Here is a 19722-nt window from a genome sequence, read left to right on the forward strand (position 1 = left end):
GACCCATCATCCCCTACCGCCCGCCGCGTCCGGTCCGGCGTGCCAGCGGGCCATGCGCCCGCGCTCGTCGACGGCGCGGATCCGGTCCTCCGCGGCCTGCCGCGCCTCCACCGTCGTGACGACGAGCAGCTGGTCGCGCTCGCGCAACCGGGTCTCGGCGGAGGGGGTGAAACCCTCGCCGTCGCGCACGACGAGGCTGACGGTGGCGCCGCGGGGCAGCCGCAGCTCGCGCAGGTACACCCCGCGCAGCCGGGACCCGACCGGGACGCGGACCTGCAGCAGGTCGGCGCTCAGCTCGTCGAGCGGGGCGACCTCCACGGAGATCTGGCGCGGTTCGGCCGTGCGCGACACCCCCAGGCGCCGCGCGACCCAGGGCAGCGTGGTGCCCTGGATCAGGGTGAGGACCACGACCAGCACGAAGACGACGTCCACCAGCGCCGCCCCGGTCGGCGCGCCCTCCATGAACGCGATCAGCGCGAACACGATGGGCACCGCGCCGCGCAGCCCCGCCCAGGACAGGAAGGCCTGCTCGCGCCAGGGGACGCGGAACGGCGAGGCCGCCGCCAGCACCGACAGCGGCCGGGCCGCGACGATGAGCACCACACCCGCGACGAGGGCCGGCACGATCGCCTCGACCAGCCGCGGGGGCGAGGCGAACAGCCCCAGCAGCACGAACAACCCGATCTGGGCGAGCCAGCCCATCCCCTCGGCGAACGACCGGACGCCTGCCCGGTGCGGGAGGTCGGAGTTGCCCAGCACCAGCGCCGCGACGTACACCGCGAGCAGGCCGGACGCGTGCGCGAGCTGCCCCGCGGAGTAGGCGAGGACGCAGACGGCGAGCGCCGCGACCGGGTAGAGGCCCGTCGCCGGCAGCGCAGCGCGGCGCAGGGCCCACGCCCCGCCCAGCCCGAACAGCCCGCCGATGATCCCGCCCGCCGCCAGCTCGTAGGCCACGAGCAGCGGGGTGAGCCAGGTGATCGGGTCGGTGGAGGCCAGCAGGATCACCGTGAGCACGACCGGGGCGTCGTTGGTGCCGGACTCCAGCTCCAGCATCCCGGCCAGCCGTGGCGACACGCCGACCCCGCGCAGCACGCTGAACACGGCGGCGGCATCGGTGGAGGAGAGCACCGCGCCCCACAGGAACGCGGCCCGCCAGTCCAGGCCCAGCAGCAGGTGCAGGGCGACACCGACGACGCCGATGCTCACCGCGACGGCCACCGTCGCCAGTGCCACCCCGACGCCGAGCGAGGGGCGCACGGCCGTCCAGCGCGTGGTGAGCCCGCCCTCGGCGAGGATCAGCACCAGCGCCGCCCACCCGATCGACTCGGTGAGCTTCGCGTCGGAGAACTCGATCCCGAGCACGGACTCGCCGAGCAGGATCCCGATGCCGAGGTAGACCAGGAGGGAGGGCAGCCCGAGCCGGACCGACACGCGCACGGCGAAGACCCCGAGCAGCACCACGGCGGCCACGACGCCGAGCGTGATCTCCAGGCTCGCCATGCCCACCTCCGCCCGGGATACGGTATCGGCGCAGGTGAGCGGCCTCCTCACGGGGGATCGGGCCGGCGGGCACCTCCGTCACGTGGTCATCGGCGTCCGCTCGCGCGCGGTCGGCGCCCCGCTGTCGCGCCGGAACGTCCGGCGCCCCGCGCGCCACAGCCCGGTCCCGATGAACGTCGTACCCGAGACGGTCCCGAGCGCTGCGGTCAGCGGCCTGCCGACCTCGATGGCGGGGCTCGGCAGGCCGAGGGCGGCGGCGGGCGCCGTGGAGACCAGGTCGACCGCGTCCCCCAGGCCGACGACTCCCGCCCGCGCGAGGGCGTGCGGCGCCGCCTGCAGCGCGAAGGGCAGGTAGTCGCAGCACAGGACGTCGCAGGCCCCGGCCGCCACCGCGTCGGCGACCAGCACGTTGCCCGGCGAGGTGGACCGGCCGCGGATCGCGTTCGGGGCGCCCAGGACGGTCGCCATGCCCCGTCGCCTCGCGTGCAGCGCCGCGTCGATCGTGAGCGGGAACTCCGCGACCGTCGCCCCGAGGGCGTGCGCGGCGTCGACGTCGCTCGGCGACCGGTCGTCGTGGCTGGCCAGCACGATGCCGGCGGCCCGGCTGAGCCGCGCGACCTCCGCCCGCCGCGACTCGCGATCCGTGCCGCCGGCAGCCTTCGCCTCCAGGATCCGGTCGACCTCGTCGAGCGACACCCCCCAGTCGGCCGCGTAGAACGCCCGGTGCTCCTCCCGCGAGGCGAACCGGCTCCGCTCGGCCGAGTGCTCCATCACCGAGATGATCGCGACCCGGCTGGAGATCTCGAGGATCGACGCCAGCGCCCCCAGCGCGCGGTCGTCGGTCACCTCGACCCGGGCGTGGATGCGCCAGTCGCAGGCCAGGTGGGGGGCCAGGTCCTCGAGGACGCGGGCGAGCTCGACGGCGTCCTCGACGACCACGCCCTTGCCGGGGGCGTCCTCGCACCGGGCCGCGATGCAGACGGTGCCGATGCCGGCCGCCGCGCACTCGGCGTCCAGCACCGCGATCACCGCCGCCTGGTCGAGCCGGACGGTGGCCCGGGGCCGACGGCGTTCGGCGAGGTTGTCCAGGTGCAGGTCGACCGCCGCGGGGACGAGGAACCGGCCATCACTGCGCGCGGGATCGCCGTCCCGGATCGCCACGACGGTGCCGTCCGCGTCCAGATCGACGGTGGCGCCCGCGATCGGGTCGCGTCCGCCGCCCGGCACGAGGGTGACGTCGTGGACGGTCGTTCCCGTCGTCGCTGTTGCCGTCGTCGCTGTTGCCGTCATCGCTGTTGCCGTCATCGCTGTTGCCCTTCGCTGAGCTGGAGCACCGTGGTGGCGCAGGTGTGGGAGGCACTGCCGGGCCAGGCCGGGCCGCGGCGAGTGCGACCGCGTGGCGCTGCGCGGGCCGCAGGCGCCCGAGTGCGACATCGGCGAACCGAGCCGTCCCGAGCCGATCCAGGGCGAGCACCGCGTCCTCGCGAGGGACCCTGCCGCCCTGGCCACAGCGGTGAGGCGCGACGTGACCGACCACGCACGTCGGACGGCCCGGCACCGCCATGGGGTAGCGGATCGGCGTGCTGACCACCTGCGGCCCCGCGATCACCCGGATCGACGGGCCCGCCGCGAGGATGCGGTCGGCCAGTCCCTCGATGTCGGCCGACGCCACCGTCGAGAGCGCCGTGCAGCGGTGCTCGGTCTTCATCCGAGCTCCACCGAGAACTGGATCCGGTCACCGCGGAAGCGGTGCTCGACGGCGGCGATCGCCACCCCGTGCTCGTCGACGTTGAGGCCTCGGGCCTGCAGGATCGGCGACGCCACCGGCACCCGGAGGATCTCCGCCTCTGTCGCGTCGGCGGCGAGGGCGGCGAACGTGCGCGTCGAGCGCTTCATCTGCACGCCGTACTCCTGCAGGAGCACCTGGTGCAGTGACGACCGGTCGCGCCACAGCACGTCCAGGCGCGGGAACCGGTCGGGGTCGAACCACGTCGACGTGATCGACCACGGCTCGTCGTCGACGTACCGGATGCTCGCGAACCGCTGCAGTGCCCCCGCGGCCCCCAGCTCGCCCGTCAGCCCGGGATCGGCGTCCTCGACGACTCCGAGCACGCGGTTCACCACCGCGTGCCCACGCGCCCCCATCACCTGCGTGAGGCTCGCGTCCTGGCCGGCGCGGACGTCCCACCGGATGATCGGCAGCGCGACGAACGAGCCCTTGCCCCTGACGGTGGTGACGAGGCCGCGGCGGACGAGGACGTCCAGTGCCTCGTGCACCGTGAGCCGGTTGACCGCGTAGTGCTCCGCCAGCTCGGCCACCGACGGCAGCCGGTCGCCCGGCTCGTAGGCCCCGGCGAACTGGGCCTCGAGGTCCTGGGCGATCTGGCCGTAGAGCGGCACCCCGGAATGGCGGTTGAGGCCGGCGACACCCTTCATCGGGAGGCTCCATCCATGATGCGGCGCCGCAGCGCGGCCGAGATCCGTTCGACGCAGAGCACGACCACGAAGATCGCGAGGATGATCGTGAGCGCCTCGTCGTAGCGCAGCAGCGACATCGACACCGACAGCTCGATGCCGATGCCGCCCGCTCCGACCAGGCCGATGGTCACCGAGGAACGCAACGCGGACTCCATCGCGAACATCGACGTCCCCGCGAAGGACGGCAGGCACGTGGGCAGCACCGCCCCGGCGATGACCGCGTGCCCCGGGGCACCGCCGGCACGCAGGCCGTCGAGCACGCCGTCGTCGATCTCCTCGATGGACTCGGCGAAGAACCGCCCGCACAGTCCGAGCACGTCGACGGCGACGGCGAGCACACCCGCCTGCGGCCCGAGGCCGACGGACACGACGAAGATCAGCGCCCACACGAGGTCGGGGATCGTGCGGCAGACCGAGATGAACGCCCGGGTCACGAGGTGGACCAGGCGGTGCGGCGTGGTGTTGCGAGCGGCCGCCACCGCGAGGGGCACGCTCAGCACGACCCCGATCAGCGTCCCGAGCAGGGCGATCTCGAACGTCACGAGCAGGGCGGACCCGATCGCGCCGATGCGGTCGAGATCCGGGGGGAAGGCGTCGGCCAGGAACTCGCCCAGGCGCCCGACGCCCTCGACGAGGTCGGCGGGGCGGAGCGCCACCCCACCGATCCAGCCGTGGACGACGAAGGCGACCACGACGACGACCGCCAGGAAGCCCGCGGCGCTCGGGCGGGCGAAGCGCTCCGGCGGCCCCGAGGTGACCGCCGGTGGTGGAGCTGATCTGCCCAGGCGGAGGGGCATCAGTTCACCGCCTCCAACCGGCCCGGGTCGGCGCCGTAGACCGCCGAGAGCTGTTCGACCGTGCACCCGGGCGTGGGCCGGTCGAGGACCACCTTCCCGGCCTGCATGCCGACGATCCGCTGGGTGTAGGTCAACGCGAAGTCGACCTGGTGCAGGGCCGCCACGACCGTCAGCTCGCGCTCGACGGCGATGGATCGCAGGAGCTCCATCACGTCCCGGCCCGCCGACGGGTCGAGGCTCGCGACCGGCTCGTCGGCCAGCACCAGCCACGGCTTCTGCATCAGCGCCCTGGCGATCGCGACCCGTTGGCGCTGGCCGCCGCTCAGCGTGTCCACCCGCCGGCGGGCGAGATCCGCCAGCCCGACGCGGTCGAGGCACTCCATCGCCTCCGCGCGCAGCGCCGTCGTGCACAACGCCGGCACGAGGCACCGGCTGCCCTCACGGCCGATCGCGCCGTGGACGACGTTGTGGAAGGCGCCGATGCGTTCCACCAGGTTGAAGCGCTGGGACACGACGCCGACGTCCTGGCGGAGCCTGCGCAGCTGACGCGCTCCGGCCTTGCGCACGTTCACACCGTTCACCACGACCGACCCACCGGTCGGTTCCTGGAGCCGGACCAGGCAACGCAGGAGCGAGGACTTGCCCGCCCCGTTGGACCCGACGAGCGCCACGAGCTCACCGGGACCGACGACCAGGTCCACTCCGCGCAGGGCCTCGTGCCCGTTGCGGTAGCGCAGCGCGAGACCGGTGGTGACGATCTTCGCCGTCATCGTCACCCGACGAACTCGGAGAAGTCGTCGGCACCGATGGCGCGGTACATGGATCGCACGACGTCGTAGTCGCGGTCGGTGACGTCGACCAGGGTGGCACCGGTGAACTTGGCGTTGTCCTTGCCCTCGAGGAGTGCGGCGAGGAGGGCGTCGAAGTTCTCCTGGAACGTCGCCCGCACCACTCGGACGGTCTCCTCGCTCAGACCCTCGCGGGCGACCAGCAGGTCGGGCGGGAGCGCAGGTCCCTCGGCGAGCACCGGGTAGTCGGTCCGGACCTCCCCGGCCATGAACTCCTCGTAGTCGTGGCACCCGATGCCGACCGCGTCCACGTCGCCACGCTCGAGCGCCTGGTGCACGGCGTCCCCGACGGTCAGGACCTCGACCTCCTCCAGCGGGTCGATGCCGGCGTCGACGAGCATCTGCGACGGGCCCAGGTGGCCGCTGGTCGAACCGATGTCGCTCATCGCGATCTTCTTGCCCCGCAGGTCGGCCAGCGACCGGGCGCCGCTCCCGGCCGATGTGTAGACGCACGACCGGTAGCCGTCCCGCGCGATGGCGACGACCGGCTGCGCGTTCGTGCGCTCGTGGATGGCGACGTACTCGGCCGGGCCGGTGAGCACGACGTCGACGTCACCGGAGTCCAGGGCCGCGGCCGCCGCCGCTCGGTCGTTCACGGCGAAGAACTCCAGGTCGAGCCCGGACCGCTCCTCGAAGGTCGTCTCGAAGGCACCGAACTCCCGTTGGAGCTCCTCGAGCCCCTGCAGGTCCGTCACCGCGAAGCGCAGCGTCGACGCGCCGCCGCCCTCGGCGGGCGCGCCGCACGCGGCCGTCGCGGCCACCAGCGTCGCGCCCAGCAGCGACCCGCCCCAGCGCCGCCACCTCGTCTGTCGATCCATCGTGAGCCCCGTTCAAGGAGGAGAAGGCTGACGACGAGATGTCTAGATATCTAGGATGAACCAGGGGCGACGGCGCACTGGCCGCTCGGCGTACATCCGAAAGAGATCGTGACGGTGCTGTGCGGGACCCGGGGGGGTAGCCCCACCCCGGTGCGGGGACTCGCGGGATGGTGGCGGCCCGTCGGGGTTCCCTAGCCTGCTCACATGGTCATCGCCTCCCCCACGGAGCGCCTCCCGCCGGCGCGCGGGCCGCAGCCGGACCCGCTGCGCGCCCTGCTGGCGCCGTCGACGTGGCTCACCGCCGCGCACCTGCTCCTGGACGTCGTGCTGGGCGCGGCCTACGCGTTCACGCTCGGGCTCGGGCTGTTCCTCACCGTCGTGCTGCTCCCGGTCGCGCTGCTCGGGCTGCCGGTGTGGATCGTCACCACGTGGGTGAGCGCCGCGATGGCCCGCATCGAGCGGGCCCGCTACCGGCTGCTGCTCGGCGTCGAGATCGAGGCGCAGCCCATGCCGCCCGCCCAGCGCAACCCGCTGCGCTACGGCGCCGCGCTCTGGCAGGACCCGGGGGTCCGGCGGCGCGCCGCGCACCAGCTGGTCGCCGCGCCGCTGGGCCTGCTCACCGCGGGGATCACCTACACGCTGCTGGTCGGCGCGCTCACGCTGCTCTCGATGCCGCTGCTCACGTGGGTCGCGCCGAGCACCGGCACCACCGTGTACGCCATCCCGTTCGCCGACACCGGCGGCGGGCGCGCCCTGCTCGCCGGCCTGGGGCTGGTGCTGCTGCTCGTCGCACCCGCCGTGCTGCGCGGGCTGGGCACGCTGGACGTCACCGTCGCCCGCGCGCTGCTCGGGCCGGTCCCGGAGGAGCTCGCGCGCCGCGTCGACGAGCTGGAGCGCAGCCGCGCGCGCGTCGTCGACGCGGGCGAGGTCGAGCGGCGCAAGCTGGAGCGCGACCTGCACGACGGCACCCAGCAGCGGCTCGTGGCCCTCGGCATGACCCTGGGGCGGGCCAAGACGCGCTACAAGCAGGACCCCACGGCGATCGGGCCGCTGCTCGACGACGCCCACCAGCAGGCCAAGGACGCCGTCACGGAGCTGCGCGGCCTGATCCGCGGGCTGCACCCGCCGGTGCTCAGCGACCGCGGGCTGGACGCGGCGCTGTCGGCGATCGCGGTGCGCTGCCCGGTGCCGGTGCAGCTGAGCGTCGACATCGACGAGCGCCCGAGCTCCACCGTGGAGGCGATCGGCTACTTCGTGGTGGCCGAGGCGCTCACCAACGTGGCCCGGCACTCCCGGGCGGCACACGCGTCGGTCACGGTGCGCCGCGAGGGCAGCGGGTCGGTCTGGATCACCATCGTCGACGACGGCGTGGGCGGCGCCGATCCCGACCGCGGCACCGGCCTGCGCGGGCTGGCCGACCGGGTGTCCGGGGTCGACGGCCAGCTGCGGGTGGACTCGCCCGTCGGCGGGCCCACCGTGCTCACGGTGGAGCTGCCGTGCGGGCCCGGGACGGAGGCCCGATGACGGCGCTGCGCGTCACCGTCGCCGAGGACTCGGTGCTGCTGCGGGAAGGGCTGTGCCGGCTGCTCACCGAGGCCGGGTTCACCGTCGCCGACGCCGTCGGCGACGGTGAGGCGCTGCTGCGGGCCGTGGGCGACCAGCAGCCCGACGTCGTCGTCGCGGACGTCCGCATGCCACCCACCCACTCCGACGAGGGCCTGCGCGCGGCACTGGTGATCCGCTCGCGCTGGCCGTCGGTGGCGGTGCTGGTGCTCTCCCAGTACGTCGAGGAGCGCTACGCCACCGAGCTGCTCGCCGGTGACACCCGCGGGGTCGGCTACCTGCTCAAGGACCGCGTGGCCGACGTCGAGACGTTCGTCGAGGCGCTGCACCGCGTCGCGGGCGGCGGCACGGCCCTCGACCCGGAGGTCGTCTCGCAGATCTTCGCCCGCTCGCGCCGCGCCGCGCCGCTGGCCGGGCTCACCCCGCGGGAGCGTGATGTCATCGCGCTGATGGCAGAGGGCCGGTCGAACGCGGGGATCGCCGAGGCGCTCGTCGTCAGCGAAGGAGCGGTCGAGAAGCACATCAGCGGGATCTTCGGCAAGCTCGCGCTCCCCTCCGCCCCCACCGACCACCGCCGCGTGCTCGCCGTGCTGCGCTACCTGGGGGGCTGAGCGATGACCACCCCCGCGCCCGCGAAGGCGCACCCCGCGGTCGTCACGGCCGCGGTCCTGCTGGTCGCCCTGGTGTGCGGCATCGGGGCCGTGGAGTGGCTGTCACAGGTGGCGCGGGCCACGCTGGAACGCACGAGCACGATCGCCCCCGCCACCGACCGCTTCGTCCTCGACGCCGACGTCGGCGACATCACGCTCACCCCCAGCGCGGACGGGCAGGTGCACGTGCGCACGGTCGTCCACCACGGGCTGGGCGAGCCGGAGCTCGTCGAGGAGTCCACGCCCACCGGCGTGCGGCTCGACGTCGACTGCGACGCCCCGCTCGCCGACGACTGCGACGTCCAGTACGTCGTGGAGGTGCCCCCCGCGTTCGAGGTGCGGGTGGAGGGGGTCGCGGGCGACGTCACCGCCAGCCGGCTCACCGGCTCGGTCACCATCGACCGGCGGGTGGGCGACATCGCCGTGTTCGACATGGCAGGCCCGGTGGACCTGGGCACCTCGACCGGCGAGATCACCGCGGAAGGCCTGCGCAGCGAGGTGGTCCGCGCCGTGTCCGACACCGGCGACGTCCGGCTGGAACTCTTGGCGGCCCCGCGTTCGCTCGACGCGCGCAGCGAGACCGGCGAGATCGACCTGGCGGTGCCGGGCGACGTGGGCTACCGCGTGGACGCGCGCACGCGTTCGGGCGATGAGCGCGTGCTGGTGCCGGTCGACCCGGCATCGCCGCGGATCATCCGCGCCGAGGGCTCCAGCGGCGACGTGAGCCTGCGTCCCTCCCGCTGACCCGGCTCACGGGTGGCGTGGCCGCTCGTGCCACGGCGCGCTACGCCGCCGCGTGCCCCGGGTCGGCCAGCATGCCAACCAGCATCCCGAGGCGCTCCTGCTCGTCCCCGGCCGACAGGCGGGCGCCCCGGGTGAGGCTCACCAGGCCGTGGACCGCGCTCCAGGCCACCTCCGCGAGCGTGGCGGGGTCGCGGTCACCGGCGAACGGGCGGAGGACCTCCTGGATGTGCCCGAACCCCGCCTGCAGCGGCTCCGGGGTGGTCGGCTGCGCGAACGGCAGCTCGGTGGCGAGGGTGAACATCGCCTCGTACAGCGCCGGGTTGGCCCCGGCGAACTCGACGTAGGCCCCGAACACGCCGGCGACGGCTTCCCTCGGCGTGCCCGCTCGCGACCGTGCGGCGGCGAGCGCCGCCGCCAGCTCGGCGAAGCCGTCCAGGGCCACCCCGGCGACGATCGCGTTCTTGCCGGAGAAGTGGCTGTAGAGCACCGGCTGGCTGTACTCGATCCGCTCCGACAGCCGGCGGGTCGTGACGGCGTCCCAGCCCTCGGTCTCGGCCAGCTCGCGAGCCGCCCGCAGGATCAGGCGGTGGCGCTGGTCCCGTTCGCGTTCGCGGCGTTGCTGCACGGACATGCGCGGGATGCTAGCAGCGCTAGGAGAACGAGCGATGGCCTCACAGGGCCGTAGGCCCGGACGGTCAGGCCGCCGCCCAGCTGAGGGTGGCGGCGACCCCGGGCCGCTCCAGTCCCTCCAGCGCACCGGCGACCTCGGGCACCGCCTCCGGCGGCAGGCACAGCCGCCGCGCCACCCACGCGGCGTCCCGCGGGCCCGGGCTCCCCCGCTCCCACCGCTGGACGGCCGGGTCGACGCCGATCTCCCGCAGCGCCGCGACCGCGTCGTCGGTGGTCGCGGACGGCGGGCGCCGCAGCCCGTGGAACCGCAGCCAGAGCGGGTCGAGCCAGGCCATCGGGTGCTCGACCATCATCTCGACGACGACGCCGCGGCGAGCCGCTTCCGTCAGCGCCCGCACGAACGGCACGAGGTCGACGACGTTGTGCAGCACGTGGTGGCAGGTCACGACGTCCGCGGTGCCGGCATCCGCGGCGACGTCGGGCCAGCGGCCCAGGACCGTGCGGTGCGGCACGCCGCGCGCGCGGGCGTCGGCGGCGAAGGCGTCGAGCATGTCCTGCTGCTGGTCGACGGCGGTGACGTGGCCGACCCGGCCCGCCAGCGCGAACGCCGCGCGCCCCCCACCGCAGCCGACGTCGAGCACGGTGCCGCCGTCGGGCAGCAGCGCGAGGGCGGCCCGCCGCGACGGGGAGTCGACGGGCTCCGGTGGTGCGGCGAAGAGGCCCACGTCGTGGTGCCAGGGGTTGGTCGCGGCCGTCGCCAGGATGTCCGCCGGGATGCCCCGGCCCTCCTGCCGCTGCCTCCACACCGCGGCTGCGTCGTCCACGTCCGCGAGTATGGCCCGCGCGCCACAGCCGCGGGCGGGATGCGGCCCACGAGGGGCGATCCGGCCCACGTTCGGCCTCCGCCCACCGACCGCGGTTGATCGGTCCGAGCCGCACACCACGGTCGCGCCACAAGCGCTGGTGCGCGACCCAGAACGATCACCGGCCCACGATCACTCCGACCCGCACACCACCGCTGCCACGACAACCGGCCCGCGCGCCTCGCAACGATCACCCCTCACGATCCGTGCGAGCCGCACACCGCGGCTGGCGAAGCCACGACCACGTGCGGCTCACGGGAGACTCGCCCCGTTCGGACGGGAGACTGGCGGGGCTCAGGCCTTGGCCACCAGGGCGGCGATCTCCGCGGCCGTGCCGTCGGGGGCGGCGACGCCACCCCGCAGGGTCGGGTCGGCGGCCCCGGCGTAGGCGACCGACGTCGCGAGCACCTCCCCCGCCACGAACTCCTCGTGCACCCGCACGGCGTCGAGGACGGCGGCCGGACCGTCCAGGGTCAGCGCGATCCGGTCGGCGACATCGAGGCCGGCGTCGCGGCGGGCCTGCTGCACGACGCGCACGACGTCGCGGGCCGTGCCCTCCGCCCCCAGCTCCGGCGTGAGCGCGGTGTCGAGCACGACGAGGCCGGTGCTGCCCGGGAGCGCGGTGGTGGAGTCCGGGTCGGCGGCCACGAGCTTCTCGGTGAACTCGCCCTCGAACAGCTCGATGCCGCCCGCGACGACCGTGCCGCCGTCCGCGCGCGACCACTCCCCCGCCTTGACGGCGCGGATCACCTTCTGCGTGTCGCCGCCGAGCCGCGGCCCGCAGGCCCGGGCGTTCACGGCCACCTCGAACCGCCCGTGCGCGGCGACGTCCGTGGTGAGCACGACGTCCTTGACGTTCACCTCGTCGCGCAGGATGTCGGCGAACGGGGCGAGCGACTCGGCGTCGGCCGCGGCCACGGTGAGCCGCGCCAGCGGCAGGCGCACCCGCAGCCCCCGGGCCTTGCGCAGCGACAGCGCGGCCGAGGCCACCTGCCGCACCCGCTCCATGGCCGCGACGAGCGCATCGTCGTGGGGCAGCACCTCCGAGGTCGGCCAGTCGGTCAGGTGCACCGACCGCTCCCCGGTGAGCCCCTGCCAGATCCGCTCGGTGGTGAGCGGCAGCAGCGGCGCGGCGACCCGGCAGGTCACCTCCAGCACCGTGTGCAGGGTGTCGACCGCGTCGGCGTCACCCGCCCAGAACCGGTCGCGCGACCGCCGCACGTACCAGTTGGTCAGCGCCTCGGCGTGGTCGCGGATCCGCTCGCACGCGCCGGCGATGTCGTAGACGTCCATCGCCGCCGTGAGGTCGTCGACGAGCGCGGCCGTGCGCGCGAGCACGTACCGGTCCAGGACGTGCGGCGAGTCGGTGCGCCGCACCCCGCGACGCCCCGCGTAGAGCGACAGGAAGTACCAGGTGTTCCACAGCGGCAGGATCGCCTGGCGGACGCCCTCGCGGATGCCCTGCTCGGTGACGACCAGGTTGCCGCCGCGCAGGATCGGCGAGGCCATGAGGAACCACCGCATGGCGTCCGAGCCGTCGCGGGAGAACACCTCGTTGACGTCCGGGTAGTTCTTGCGCGACTTGGACATCTTCAGCCCGTCGTCGCCCAGCACGATCCCGTGCGCCACGCAGGAGCGGAACGACGGCCGGTCGAACAGCGCCGTGGCCAGCACGTGCAGCGTGTAGAACCAGCCGCGCGTCTGCCCGTTGTACTCGACGATGAAGTCGCCCGGGTAGTGGTGCTCGAACCAGTCGCGGTTCTCGAACGGGTAGTGCACCTGCGCGAACGGCATCGAGCCGGACTCGAACCAGCAGTCGAGCACCTCGGGCACCCGGCGCATCGTGGACTTCCCGGTGGGGTCGTCCGGGTTGGGCCGGGTGAGCTCGTCGACGTGCGGGCGGTGCAGGTCCGTCGGCCGCACGCCGAAGTCGCGCTCCAGCTCGTCGAGCGAGCCGTAGACGTCCGTCCGCGGGTAGGTGGGGTCGTCGCTCACCCACACCGGGATCGGCGAGCCCCAGTACCGGTTGCGCGAGATCGACCAGTCGATCGCGTTCTCGAGCCACTTGCCGAACTGGCCGTCCCGGATGTGCTCCGGAACCCAGGTGATCTGCTGGTTCAGCTCCACCATCCGGTCGCGGAACTTCGTGACCTGCACGAACCACGAGTCCACGGCGCGCTGGATCAGCGGGTTGCCGCAGCGCCAGCAGTGCGGGTACGGGTGGTCGTAGGTCTCGTGGCGCAGCAGCACACCCTTCGCGTGCGGGGCGCCGCGCTTGAGGTCGGCGATGATGTGCGGATTGGCGTCGAACACCTGCATGCCCGCGTACGGGGGCACCCGCTCGTCGAACTCGCCCTTGCTGTCCACCGGCACGACGACCTGGATCCCGGCCGCGTCGGTGACGACCTTGTCCTCCTCACCGAACGCGGGCGCGATGTGCACGATCCCGGTGCCGTCGTCGGTGGTGACGTAGTCGGCGGCGAGCACGCGGTGGGCGTTCTCCCAGCCGGCGAAGAAGTCGAACGGCGGGGTGTAGGAGAGCCCGAGCAGCTCGGTGCCGGGCAGGCGCCGCAGCACCTCCGGCTCCTCGCCCAGCTCGCGGGCGTAGGCGCCGACCCGCGCGCTCGCGATGACGTACCGCTCCCCGTTCACGGCGACCAGCGAGTACTCCACCTCGGGGTTGACGGCCATCGCGAGGTTGGACGGCAGCGTCCACGGCGTGGTGGTCCAGACCAGGGCGAGCGCGCCGTCCAGGTCGCTCCCCTGCGCCTGCAGCCGCAGCCCGACGGTGACGGCGGGGTCCTGCCGGTCGAGGTAGACGTCGTCCATCTTGGTCTCGGTGGCCGACAGCGGCGTGCCGTCGTGCCAGCAGTACCAGAGGACGCGGAAGCCCTGGTAGATCAGGCCCTTGTCCCAGAGGGACTTGAAGGCCCACATGACGCTCTCCATGTAGTCCAGGTCGAGCGTCTTGTAGTCGTTGTCGAAGTCGACCCAGCGCGCCTGGCGCGTGACGTAGTCGCGCCACTCGCCGGTGTAGCGCAGCACCGAGGTGCGGCAGGCCTCGTTGAACGCGGCCACGCCCATCTCGTCGATCTCGGCCTTGCTCTTGATCCCGAGCTGGTGTTCGGCCTCGACCTCGGCGGGCAGGCCGTGGGTGTCCCATCCGAAGCGGCGCTCGACCCGGCGCCCGCGCATCGTCTGGTAGCGCGGCACCACGTCCTTGACGTAGCCGGTGAGCAGGTGCCCGTAGTGCGGCAGGCCGTTGGCGAAGGGCGGGCCGTCGTAGAAGACGAACTCGTTGCTGCCGTTCTCGCCGGACGGCCGGGCCTCGACGGAGGCGCGGAAGGTGTCGTCGGCATCCCAGGCGTCGAGGACCTCGCGTTCCACGGCGGGGAACGACGGGTGTGCCGGGACGGGCGGGTAGCGTTCCTCGCGCGGTGCCGCGGATTCGCTCATCAGGTGCTCCTCGTGCTGGCTCGTGCTGCTGCCTGCACGGGGACGACGTGAACGCCGCGGTACCACCCCGCTTGCCGCCCGGTTGCGGACGGCCTCTCATCGGACGGCTGTGACGGGCCGCTCCCGTCCGGTTCTACTCCGCCCGGTGGCCGGGCGTTTCTTCCGGAGGCTCCCCGGTGATGGCCGGATCGGTGCCTGTGCCACCAGGGTAGCGCCCACGCGCCACCCGGTATTCCGACGGGGCCGGATGTGGGGCTCCGGAACGGGATTCGCATGACGAACGGCACCTTCGTCGGCTAGGTAGCGACGAGCGTGCCGTCCGTCAGCGGGGGCCGGGGGCGGTGCCGGCTCGTGCGCCTAGCGCGTGGCGGGCTGCTGCGCGGCCAGGGTGCGGTCGGGCGTGCACCAGCCGCACGGCGTGAATCCCAGCTCCACGGCTTCCCGGGCGGGCAGCGGGATCAGCGCCTTCCCGGTGAGCGACCGGCAGCCGACCACGTGGTAGCGCGGCTGCTCGTCGATCACGAGCACCTCGATCTCCAGGTTGGCGACGAGCGCAGCGGCCGCGGGGTCACGCGGCTCCTCCGGAGGCTCTTCGTCGGCGGCGGGCGGTGCGGCGTCGGGCTCGGATCCACCCGTGGCGCCGGCGCCCGGGGCGTCCGCGCCCGTGGTGTCGGCGCCCGCGGCGCCTGCGTTCGCGGCCCGCTCCGGCGACCCGGCCGCCGCGGCCGCACCGGCGGCAGCGGCGCCTGCCGCTCCGGCCGTGGCGGCGCCGGTCCCGGCGTCGGCCGGGCGCTCCGAGGTGCCGCGATCCGGTGTGTCCCCGCGCGGTCCGTCGGCCGTGTCCGCGCCGCGTGTGCCCGGCGTGCCGGACTCGGCCGCAGTGGCCCCCGGCTGCTCGCCGTCAGGGGCACCGCTCCGGGACGGCGTGGACCCGGACGGCGCGGATCCCGTTGGCGCGGATCCCGACGCCGCCGACCCGGCGGGCGTCGATCCGGCCGACGCGGTGTCGGCGGACGGGGAGCCGGTCGGTCCCGCCTCCGAAGTGCTCGCCCCTGCCGCGCTCGACCCGGACGGGGCGCCCGGGGGTGGCGTGGTCGGCGGTGTGGCCGGTGCCAGTGCGGTGGGGTCCTCCGGGGCCTCGCCCGTGGGCGTGGCCGCCGTCGGTGGCGCGGCCGCACCGGCGGCCGTGGGCGCCGCCGTGGTCGGTGCGGCGTCGGCGCCCGTGGCGGGGCTGCTCTCGGGGCCTCGGACGCCGTCCTCCCCGCGTGCCACCGGAGGGGTGGACGGAGAACGATCGGAACCCGATTTGGTTACGGTCGGTGATGAATCTCCGCCCGAGGGGGTGGTGTCACCGGAAGCGCCGGACGGTCGGTCCGCAGAGGCGGACGGTTGCACCACCGGCATCACAACGGTCTTCGCGGAGTCGCCGACGTGGTCGAACCGGTTACCGGGCTCCTCCTTCTCGGCGTCGCCCGGTTCCGCGCCGGACCGCGGGATGACCGGCAGCACCTCGGTGACCGGCTCCAGGTCAGGCGTGGTGCGGCCCCGCGGCGGCGCTGCCGCGGAGGATGCCCCGGCGGCTGCATCGGCACCTGCCCTCACCGCGCTCCGCCGCTGCAGCCAGTCGATGAGCAACACCGCCGCGGCGGCGACGCTCACACCGACGGACACCCAGGCCCACAGGACGCTGCCGGACAGCAGCGCCACCACCAGCAGGCCGAAGGCGATCAGAACGAGGATCAGGACCAGCAGCAGCACGTTTCACTCCGTGTTGCGGAGGTGCGGCGCCATCAGGCCCGCACCGCCCGGGGTCGTCGTCGAAAGGGGGGCTCAGCTCCCGGCGTCGGCGCGCTGGCCGTAACCGGTGGAGGCGTACCCGCCGTTCGAGCTGGACCGGCTTTCGGACGGAGCCGCGGAGCCGCGTTCCCCGAGGTCCCGCAGCTGGGACTCCAGGTAGGTCTTGAGGCGGGTGCGGTACTCGCGTTCGAAGGTGCGCAGCTCGTCGATCTTCTTCTCCAGGACGGACTTGTCCCTGGTGATCGTCCCGATGATCTCCGCCTGCTTGCGCTCGGCGTCACCGACCAGCGTGGCGGCCTTGTCCCGGGACTGCCGCTCGAGCGTCTCGGCCCGGGTGCGGGCGTCGTTGAGCATCGTCTCGGCCCGCGAGCGGGCGTCGTTGACGAGGCCGTCGGACTTGCTGCGTGCCTCGGAGAGCAGCTGCTCCGACTTGGTGCGCGCGTCCGTGAGCATCGCGTCGGCCTCGGACTTGGCCTCGGCGGTGAGCCGCTCGGCCATCTCCTGGGCCATGCTCAGGACCTTCGCGACCTGCACGTGGCTGTCGCCACCCCCCTCGCCGGTGTCGCCCAGCGACGGACCGGCCATGGCCGGTCGCGGGGGCTCCATCTGGCGCAGGGGCGGCTCCTGCCGCTGGATCTGCTGCGTGGGCGGGGAGACCGGCGACATCGTCGCCGGCGGCCGCGACCGCGCCTCCTCCAGGTCGGCCTGTGCGTTCCCGAGTCGCTGCTCGAGCTGGGAGACCTGCTCGCGCAGGTCCTCGTTCTCCTCGATCAGGCGAGCCAGCTCGGCCTCGACCAGGTCGAGGAACGCGTCGACCTCGTCCTCGTTGTACCCCCGCTTCCCAATCGGGGGCTTGCTGAACGCGACGTTGTGAACGTCGGCGGGCGTCAGCGGCATCGGATCACCTCATGCAGTCCTCGGCGGCGGCACCGTGTGACTGGGGCTCACATCGGCGTCGGCTGGGCAACGCTCATCAGTATGAACACGACCAGCAGTAGAACCATAATCGACAAGTCCAGCCCCACGCCGCCGATCCGGACGACGGGGATCACTCTCCGCAACAACTTCACAGGCGGGTCGGTGGCTGTGAAGATCAGCTCGAGAGCGACGGCGCTCGGACCCGCCGGCACCCACTGGCGCGCGAAGCTCCGTACGAGCTCCACCACGATCCGCCCGATGAGCAGGAGCCAGAAGAAGAACAGCACGTAGTAGAGGACGAACTGGATGGCGAGGGGCACGTCGCCGATCCTAGCGGCGCCTGCTCGTCACTCCGCCCGGAAGCCGCGCTCCGTGTCGCCGCGGGTGCCCGAGACGCTGCGCTGCGCGAGCATGCGGGCGTCGTCGGCCGACACCTCGACGTCCGCGGGAGTGAGCAGGAATACCCGGTTGGTGACCTTGTCGAACCCGCCGTGCAGCGCGAACACCAGTCCGGCGGCGAAGTCGACCAGGCGCTTGGCCTCGGCCGCCTCGAGCTCGGTGAGGTTCATGATCACGGGGACGCCGCTGCGGTAGCGCTCGCCGATGGTGCGGGCGTCCCGGTAGCTGCGGGGCTGCAGCGTCGTGATGCGCCCCAGGGCGGCGGCCCCGGTGGCGGGACGTTCCCGCTGCTCAGGGACGGCGGTCGGCACCGGCGCCACCGACCGCAGGGGCTCCTGCAGCCCGACCTCGGGGTCGATGGCGAGCGCGCCCCGCACGGGCGACGGCCCCGCCGCGGACGGGCCGCGCGAGGCCGCGCGCTCCGCCGCCACGGGGTGCGGCGAGCGCCGGTCCCACTCGTCGTCGTAGCGGTCCTGCCGGTCCTGCCGGTCCTGCCGGTCGCGCCGGTCACCGGTGGCCTCGTCCTCGTAGGCGAACCGGTCGTCCCAGCGCTCGTTGGCGTAGTCGCGGAGGCTCCGGTCGCGGCGCGGATCCGCGTAGCGGTCGGCGAACGGCTCGTCGGCGTACTCGCCCAGCTCCTCGGCGGGCACCATGCCGAAGTAGGCCTTGAGCCGGTACATCGCGCCCATCCGCGCTCCCATCATCGACTGCCCCCGACAGCCGGCCGCGCAGGTGGGCGGCGGCCGACGATCACCGCGAGGTTAACGGTCGGTCCCCCACAAGGGCCGTTCCGACACGCACGACACCCGATCCGTGCCTGATCGCGACTTCGAGGTCGCCGCTCATGCCGGCCGAGAGGACCGTGGCCTGCGGAAACTCGGCGCGCAGGCGGGCGGCGGCCGCGGCGATGGCTCCGAACGCCACGTCCGGGTCAGCGCCGAGCGGCGCGACGGCCATCATCCCGGCGAGCTGCAGCCCGGCGCACGAGGCGACGTGTTCGGCGAGCGGGCCGAGCCCGTCCCGGGGCACCCCACCGCGCTGCGGGTCCCCGTCGACGCTGAACTGCACCAGAACCGGTAACCGATCGGTGCGCCCACCGGTCTCCTGGTCGCGCCGTACGGCCGCGTCCAGGGCGTCGGCCAGCCGGACCGAGTCGACCGATTCCACCCGGTCGGCCCAGCGCACCACCGCTCGCGCCTTGTTCCTCTGCAGGCTCCCGACGAAGTGCCATCGGGGATGCGCGTCGGGGCGCAGCCCGGCAACGGCCTCGACCTTGGCCCCGGCCTCCTGCACCCGGTTCTCCGCGAACGCGGTGAGACCGAGGTCCAGCAGGACCGCGACGTCCTCGGCGGGCACCGTCTTCGTGACGGCCAGCATCTCGACCGAGGCGGGGTCACGGCCCGCGGCAGCGCAGGCGGCGGCGATCCGCTCCCGCACGGCGGCGAGGCGCCGCGCGAGCTCATCACGGCGCTCGGCGCTCACGGGCGGGGCTCCGGCTCGTACGAACGGCACACCCGTACAGACCTATCGGACGGGCGGCGCGTTCGTCCAACGCCGGGCGTGCACCTCACCGCGGGTCGAGCCAGGTGATCGCCGCCTGACGGCCGCTGCGGGGGTCGCGGCGGTGGCTGTAGAGGTCCGGGGTCTCGCGGGTGCAGCGCGGGTCGCCGCCGATGCGGGCCACGCCGAGCTCGGTGAGCTGGTGGTACAGGCCGGCCCGCAGGTCGAGTCCGGGGGTACCGCGCCTCGTGCGCACGGCGCTGCCCGGCAGGCGCGCGTCCACCTCGGCGCGCAGGGCGGCAGGCACCTCGTAGCAGCCACCGCAGATCGCGGGACCGAGCAGGACCTCGAGCGCGCCCGCCCGGGCGCCGAGCGCCTCCATCGCCGCCACCGTGGCCGGCAGCACCCCGGCCGCCGCCCCGACGCGCCCGGCGTGGGCGGCGCCCACCACCCCGGCGCCGGGGTCCGCCAGGAGCACGGGCACGCAGTCGGCCGCCAGTACGGCGAGCCCGACACCCGGCAGGGCGGTGACGGCCGCGTCGGTGGCCGGGACGTCCGCGGCGTCGGCGGCGGGCACGGCGTCGATCGTGGCCACGCGCGTGCCGTGCACCTGCTCGAGGAACACGACCGGCACCCCGAGCTCGGCGCGCAGCCGTGCCCGGTTGGCGGCCACGGCCGCAGGCTCGTCCCCCACGGAGGCGGAGAGGTTGAACGAGGCGAAGCCTCCCCGGGACCGGCCGCCCGCACGCGTGCTCACCACG

The 19722-nt window shown here is 74.1% G+C and carries 18 protein-coding genes; 3 read left to right on the top strand and 15 right to left on the bottom strand.

All coding sequences use genetic code 11. The features are described from left to right. Positions 1-6: 6 nt before the first annotated feature. The 6 genes from FB558_RS04030 to FB558_RS04055 form a co-directional block, all read right to left on the bottom strand. The gene (locus tag FB558_RS04030; protein ID WP_142048210.1) at positions 7-1500 is read right to left on the bottom strand and encodes a potassium/proton antiporter; all 1494 of its coding nucleotides are present in this window, start codon (positions 1498-1500) and stop codon (positions 7-9) included. Between the two features lie 78 nt (positions 1501-1578). Next, positions 1579-2805, bottom strand: coding sequence for an alpha-D-ribose 1-methylphosphonate 5-triphosphate diphosphatase (locus FB558_RS04035; protein ID WP_211366071.1), 1227 nt, complete (start codon positions 2803-2805; stop codon positions 1579-1581). A 399-nt stretch (positions 2806-3204) separates the two neighbouring features. Further along, on the bottom strand, positions 3205-3936 hold the full coding sequence (locus tag FB558_RS04040) for a GntR family transcriptional regulator (protein WP_142048214.1): 732 nt from the start codon (positions 3934-3936) through the stop codon (positions 3205-3207). Further along, positions 3933-4775, bottom strand: a complete 843-nt coding sequence (gene phnE / locus FB558_RS04045) for a phosphonate ABC transporter, permease protein PhnE (RefSeq protein WP_142048216.1) — start codon at positions 4773-4775, stop codon at positions 3933-3935. The genes FB558_RS04040 and phnE overlap by 4 nt, the downstream gene beginning before the upstream one ends. Further along, positions 4775-5545 carry a phosphonate ABC transporter ATP-binding protein gene (locus tag FB558_RS04050; RefSeq protein ID WP_142048218.1) on the bottom strand — a complete coding sequence of 257 codons (771 nt, stop codon included), beginning with the start codon at positions 5543-5545 and terminating at the stop codon, positions 4775-4777. The genes phnE and FB558_RS04050 overlap by 1 nt, the downstream gene beginning before the upstream one ends. Positions 5546-5547: 2 nt before the next feature. After that, complete coding sequence (locus FB558_RS04055; protein ID WP_142048220.1) at positions 5548-6441, bottom strand: PhnD/SsuA/transferrin family substrate-binding protein; 894 nt, start codon at positions 6439-6441, stop codon at positions 5548-5550. 204 nt (positions 6442-6645) lie between these two features. Between FB558_RS04055 and FB558_RS04060 the strand changes: the two genes are divergently transcribed. Genes FB558_RS04060 through FB558_RS04070 form a run of 3 tightly spaced genes read left to right on the top strand, consistent with a single transcriptional unit; the run spans position 6646 to position 9398 of the window. Beyond that, positions 6646-7965 carry a sensor histidine kinase gene (locus FB558_RS04060; protein WP_142048222.1) on the top strand — a complete coding sequence of 440 codons (1320 nt, stop codon included), beginning with the start codon at positions 6646-6648 and terminating at the stop codon, positions 7963-7965. A 5-nt stretch (positions 7966-7970) separates the two neighbouring features. After that, a complete protein-coding gene (locus tag FB558_RS04065; protein ID WP_211366517.1) occupies positions 7971-8615 on the top strand; it encodes a response regulator in 645 nt (214 codons plus the stop codon). A 3-nt stretch (positions 8616-8618) separates the two neighbouring features. Then, a complete protein-coding gene (locus FB558_RS04070) occupies positions 8619-9398 on the top strand; it encodes a DUF4097 family beta strand repeat-containing protein (protein WP_142048225.1) in 780 nt (259 codons plus the stop codon). A 40-nt stretch (positions 9399-9438) separates the two neighbouring features. On the opposite strand, the gene FB558_RS04075 is transcribed toward FB558_RS04070, so the two are convergent. The 9 genes from FB558_RS04075 to pgeF all read right to left on the bottom strand — a co-directional run bounded on the left by FB558_RS04075 (position 9439) and on the right by pgeF (position 19721). Further along, complete coding sequence (locus FB558_RS04075; protein ID WP_142048226.1) at positions 9439-10029, bottom strand: TetR/AcrR family transcriptional regulator; 591 nt, start codon at positions 10027-10029, stop codon at positions 9439-9441. 64 nt (positions 10030-10093) lie between these two features. Next, positions 10094-10852, bottom strand: a complete 759-nt coding sequence (locus FB558_RS04080; protein ID WP_170231174.1) for a class I SAM-dependent methyltransferase — start codon at positions 10850-10852, stop codon at positions 10094-10096. 333 nt (positions 10853-11185) lie between these two features. Then, entirely contained in the window at positions 11186-14347 is a 3162-nt protein-coding gene (gene ileS / locus FB558_RS04085) for an isoleucine--tRNA ligase (protein WP_142048230.1), read from the bottom strand. A gap of 357 nt (positions 14348-14704) precedes the next feature. Then, positions 14705-16105: a hypothetical protein gene (locus FB558_RS04090; protein ID WP_142048232.1), complete on the bottom strand. Its 1401-nt coding sequence runs from the start codon at positions 16103-16105 to the stop codon at positions 14705-14707. Between the two features lie 72 nt (positions 16106-16177). After that, positions 16178-17041: a DivIVA-like cell division protein Wag31 gene (wag31, locus tag FB558_RS04095; RefSeq protein WP_142048234.1), complete on the bottom strand. Its 864-nt coding sequence runs from the start codon at positions 17039-17041 to the stop codon at positions 16178-16180. 47 nt (positions 17042-17088) lie between these two features. Next, positions 17089-17382: a YggT family protein gene (locus FB558_RS04100; protein WP_142048236.1), complete on the bottom strand. Its 294-nt coding sequence runs from the start codon at positions 17380-17382 to the stop codon at positions 17089-17091. 27 nt (positions 17383-17409) lie between these two features. After that, complete coding sequence (locus FB558_RS04105) at positions 17410-18150, bottom strand: cell division protein SepF (protein WP_142048238.1); 741 nt, start codon at positions 18148-18150, stop codon at positions 17410-17412. A 61-nt stretch (positions 18151-18211) separates the two neighbouring features. Further along, positions 18212-18943, bottom strand: a complete 732-nt coding sequence (locus FB558_RS04110) for a YggS family pyridoxal phosphate-dependent enzyme (RefSeq protein WP_142048240.1) — start codon at positions 18941-18943, stop codon at positions 18212-18214. A gap of 85 nt (positions 18944-19028) precedes the next feature. Then, positions 19029-19721, bottom strand: coding sequence for a peptidoglycan editing factor PgeF (gene pgeF / locus FB558_RS04115; RefSeq protein WP_142048242.1), 693 nt, complete (start codon positions 19719-19721; stop codon positions 19029-19031). Between the last annotated feature and the right edge of the window lies 1 nt (position 19722).

Origin of the sequence: Pseudonocardia kunmingensis (genome assembly GCF_006716445.1) — a bacterium.
Classification (GTDB): Bacteria; Actinomycetota; Actinomycetes; order Mycobacteriales; family Pseudonocardiaceae; genus Pseudonocardia; species Pseudonocardia kunmingensis.

Coding starts and splice junctions, on each gene's coding strand:
- wag31 (WP_142048234.1), bottom strand. CDS start 17,041: ATGCCGCTGACGCCCGCCGACGTTCACAACGTCGCGTTCAGCAAGCCC.
- FB558_RS04040 (WP_142048214.1), bottom strand. CDS start 3,936: ATGAAGGGTGTCGCCGGCCTCAACCGCCATTCCGGGGTGCCGCTCTAC.
- FB558_RS04070 (WP_142048225.1), top strand. CDS start 8,619: ATGACCACCCCCGCGCCCGCGAAGGCGCACCCCGCGGTCGTCACGGCC.
- FB558_RS04055 (WP_142048220.1), bottom strand. CDS start 6,441: ATGGATCGACAGACGAGGTGGCGGCGCTGGGGCGGGTCGCTGCTGGGC.
- FB558_RS04105 (WP_142048238.1), bottom strand. CDS start 18,150: ATGGGCGCGATGTACCGGCTCAAGGCCTACTTCGGCATGGTGCCCGCC.
- FB558_RS04075 (WP_142048226.1), bottom strand. CDS start 10,029: ATGTCCGTGCAGCAACGCCGCGAACGCGAACGGGACCAGCGCCACCGC.
- FB558_RS04035 (WP_211366071.1), bottom strand. CDS start 2,805: ATGACGGCAACAGCGATGACGGCAACAGCGACGACGGCAACAGCGACG.
- FB558_RS04030 (WP_142048210.1), bottom strand. CDS start 1,500: ATGGCGAGCCTGGAGATCACGCTCGGCGTCGTGGCCGCCGTGGTGCTG.
- phnE (WP_142048216.1), bottom strand. CDS start 4,775: ATGCCCCTCCGCCTGGGCAGATCAGCTCCACCACCGGCGGTCACCTCG.
- ileS (WP_142048230.1), bottom strand. CDS start 14,347: ATGAGCGAATCCGCGGCACCGCGCGAGGAACGCTACCCGCCCGTCCCG.
- FB558_RS04060 (WP_142048222.1), top strand. CDS start 6,646: ATGGTCATCGCCTCCCCCACGGAGCGCCTCCCGCCGGCGCGCGGGCCG.
- FB558_RS04050 (WP_142048218.1), bottom strand. CDS start 5,545: ATGACGGCGAAGATCGTCACCACCGGTCTCGCGCTGCGCTACCGCAAC.